Genomic DNA, 3,607 nt, shown 5'->3' with positions numbered 1-3,607 from the left:
TTCTTGTTAGAGATGGGGCCGGAAGTAAAGTCAAAGATGTTAAAACCCTTATCAATATAGATGGGGAGTTTGTGACGCTATAGATGACGCCAATGAGATGGTGAGTTTGATTCTCTTGTAAATGGTGTAGCTAAAGTGCCTAGATAAAGAGTATCAAGAGTTTCGTGGTTAGAAGAACTATCTATAAGTAATGGTGTCGGAATCCTATATGAGGCAGTTGCGGAGTATATCTTTAATAATAAACGCGCTGCTGGAAAAGTCATGGGGCTTGCTCCGTTTGGTGATTATCAAGGTGAAATATCGCAAGAACAGCTTTTAAAGGAACTTTCATCTGGGAAGAGGTTTACTGGAAAAGGAAAGGCAGAGTGGGAAAGCTCAGAGCACCTCGATCACTATAAGAGTCTTGCTTCTCTTATGCAGAAGCTTTTTGAAAAAGAGTCTTTTTCATATATTAAGAAAATTAAGGAGAGATTTCCACAGTTTGAAAATCTTATTTTGACCGGTGGTACAGCGCTTAATTGTACTTTTAATATGTAAGCTATATGAGTCTTCACTTTTTAAGGATCTCTACGTTCTTCCGTTTCCAGGAGATGAGAGTATCTCATTTGGTTGTGCTCTTCATGAATATTATAAAGTTCATAAATTTAAAATATTTCCACGCTCTAAGCAACATGGTTATTTTGGAGATAAACTAAATAGCCCTACTGATAATGAGATTGAGAAAATTTTTACTGGGTATAACATAAAAAAAGAAAAGGATATCGCAGCGAGTGCCGCAGCTACTATAGCTATGGGGCATACGATTGCTTGGTTTCAAGGACGTAGTGAGTCTGGTCCTCGTTCTTTAGGAAATAGAAGTATATTAGCACCTCTTAATAAAGTGGGGGTAAAAGACTATTTGAATTCTCATATAAAATTTGAGAAGACTTTCGCCTTATGGTGCATCATTTACCCATGAGAGTGCTTCTAAATACTTCTTTGTTGATAAAAACTTCTATTCTCATTTTATGTCCTATTCTCTCAAAGTGAGAAGTGAGTACTTGGATGAACTCAGTGAGGTCACTCATGTTGATGGTACATCCAGAGCTCAGACTGTAACTCAAGGACAGAATCCACTTTTCCACAAATTGTTATTAAGTGTAGAAAATAAAATGGGAATTGCAGGTGTTTTAAATACAAGTCTTAATATTATGGGACAACCGATAGTAGAATCATTACAGGACTTAAGAGAGTTCTTCGATACAAGTGAGATCGAATACGTCTTTGTTGGAAATTATAAGGTATCTAAGAATGATTAAAACTCTTGTTCTCACATCGAGTAAGAATTATCGTTGGATGAGTATGCAGGAGATCATACCGTTTATAACGGAATCTTGGTTGAGATTAAATAGTGATGAGCATATCGTCGAAGTTGTAGACGTCGATAAGGATAATATCTTCAAGAGGATGAAAGAAATTATTTCATTCGATAATATTGTCTGCACATGCTTTACCGTTGAAATTTCGAGAACAATTGCCACGTTTAGAAAAGTTCTAGGAATGGAGTTTAAGACTTTTTTCTATGTTCATGGTCAGGCGACAATTGGCTTGTGGCCCCTATTAAAATGGGCCGGCGATGACTATCTTACATCAAATGATTATCTTGTGGTAAGTTGTGAAAGGGACATTGATTGTTTAAACCTGGCTTTTAAGGGTGCTAAGGTCATGTTGCATCCATTTCTACTAGGGCCACAATACAAAATTGATAAGAGTCAGAAAAATTCTAATTTTATTTACATTGGTCGCGTTTCTGAGCAGAAAAACCTCCATTCCATAATTTTAGCAATCAAATTAATTGAAAAACAAATGCGAGAGCATCATTCTAAGTTCACTATAATTGGTGGTACAGATGATCTTGGTACTCCCGTAACAGGTACTTTACCTATAAAGTATTTGGAATATTTAAAAAACTTAGTTAGTGATCTGTCTCTTAATGACTTAATTGAGTTTCGAGGTCATATTGATCGAGAACAATTTAACACAATTCTCTCGGATCAAAATGCTATCTTTATTAGTTCATCACTTCATTCTGATGAAAACTTTGGGGTTGCTCCATATCAGTATTTAAAAGCTGGAGGGCGTGGAATTCTTTCTGATTGGGGAGGATATGCACAATTTAAAGACTTCTTTGAAGGTATAGATTATCTGGATGTCTATCAAAGCTCACATGGGCATTTCTCTGATATCTCACAAATCGCTAGGGTAATGGAGAAGAGATTAAGCAATACCTCAACGATAAAAGAATTAGATCATTCATTGAACTCTTACTTGGCCACAATTTCAGATGCAGCGAATAAGGAGTATCAAAAAGACTTTGATATCGTTTGTGCGACAGACTTTGCGAAGAAAATCTTAAGAGATAGAGAAGATTTCTATAAGAATACTAAGTCTGATGATCGAAATCACGGAGCACAAATATTTACTTGTTTTAAAGATCAAGGGCTTCATCAATTAACTAAAGCTTATGGAGCAAAATATTTTAAGAAGAATAATTCTAGTTCCGATCTCATTGTCTTACCAATGGTTGAATTAAAGGATCATCATATTCTGATTACAGATCCACATCGTGGGAGCTTTGAAATTTCTCGCATGGCCGGTGTTGAAAAGGCCTATCGTACTTTTAGAGAAGAGGCGATAATCTTAACAGATAAAGAAGTTGAGTATCTTTTTGGCCTAGGCTACGTAATCTCTTTTTCTTAATTGTGACATTTTTATAAGTATCTCGGCCTTGGCCAATTTACTTAAGCTATCTAAGAGAGGATTGATAACTCTCATACAAAAGATAAGTTCATGCCACGAAAGAGTTTCCAAGTAGTAATTTAAGATATGAACTCTCTCTTCTTCACTAAGAGTCAAAAGAGAGTTTTCATTAGGTCGGTAGCAGAAATCGATAAATGGATGGGCTTCATTTTTAGCACAGAAATCTAACATTTCTTTAACTTCTCTCCAGTTTTCATGAACAACGAGAAAATTAAAGCGAAAGTTAAAAGGTTCCTTACGACTCTGATTATAGTTTTTCAATCTTTCGATATTATTTTGAACAATAGCGAGATTTCCCTTTATCCTAATTTTTGCATATGTTTCAGGATTTACAGAATCAATGCTAATTATGAAATCTCTAATCTTTATTTTATCTAAGTAAGAAATAATTCTGTTGTTGAGTGTCCAGTGCGCATTAGTTGTTATAAACCAGTCACAATCGGGGTTTACCTTGCTTACTTCATCAATTAGCTTATATGTGTCTTGCTGAATGAATGGTTCACCAGAGAGAAGCTCTAACTCCTTCAATTGCGGGAAAATATCTTTTCTGGCAGGAATCCAAAAATTCTCTTCATTATAGATATCATTTGGCTTTCGCCAGATATGGCACATAATACATTCAAGATTACATTTACCATTAAGATTTGCAGTCAGTTTAATAATAGGACGAGTTTGAACTTTGCTTAATTCGATATCACTATAGTGAGCATTATTATGACTACAGAGGTTGCAATGATCATATTTAATATGATTCTTACACTTCTTAACCTTTCCAGAGAGAAACTCCTGTCTCCACTCTTGAGCCTTA

At 35.3% G+C, this 3,607-nt stretch carries 3 protein-coding genes and 1 pseudogene; 3 read left to right on the top strand and 1 reads right to left on the bottom strand.

The window, feature by feature from the left end:
- The first annotated feature begins 261 nt into the window (after window positions 1-261).
- The 3 genes and pseudogenes from M901_RS12215 to M901_RS12200 all read left to right on the top strand — a co-directional run bounded on the left by M901_RS12215 (window position 262) and on the right by M901_RS12200 (window position 2,739).
- Window positions 262-537 (top strand): hypothetical protein, encoded by a 276-nt coding sequence (locus tag M901_RS12215; protein WP_021278510.1) that lies wholly within the window; start codon window positions 262-264, stop codon window positions 535-537.
- A gap of 253 nt (window positions 538-790) precedes the next feature.
- A pseudogene (locus M901_RS12205) lies at window positions 791-1,298 on the top strand (carbamoyltransferase C-terminal domain-containing protein).
- On the top strand, window positions 1,291-2,739 hold the full coding sequence (locus M901_RS12200; RefSeq protein WP_021278512.1) for a glycosyltransferase: 1,449 nt from the start codon (window positions 1,291-1,293) through the stop codon (window positions 2,737-2,739). The pseudogene M901_RS12205 and the gene M901_RS12200 overlap by 8 nt, the downstream one beginning before the upstream one ends.
- Here the strand turns inward: M901_RS12200 and M901_RS12195 are convergent.
- Window positions 2,713-3,607, bottom strand: an 895-nt coding sequence (locus tag M901_RS12195; RefSeq protein ID WP_021278511.1) for a radical SAM protein, incomplete at its 5' end; no start/stop codon positions are given. The genes M901_RS12200 and M901_RS12195 overlap by 27 nt on opposite strands.

It is taken from the genome of Bacteriovorax sp. DB6_IX, assembly GCF_000447775.1.
Classification (GTDB): Bacteria; Bdellovibrionota; Bacteriovoracia; order Bacteriovoracales; family Bacteriovoracaceae; genus Halobacteriovorax_A.
The sequence above is the reverse complement of the archived record's forward strand: the minus strand, read 5'-3'. Positions and strand labels throughout refer to the sequence as shown.

Coding starts and splice junctions, on each gene's coding strand:
- M901_RS12215 (WP_021278510.1), top strand. CDS start 262: ATGGGGCTTGCTCCGTTTGGTGATTATCAAGGTGAAATATCGCAAGAA.
- M901_RS12200 (WP_021278512.1), top strand. CDS start 1,291: ATGATTAAAACTCTTGTTCTCACATCGAGTAAGAATTATCGTTGGATG.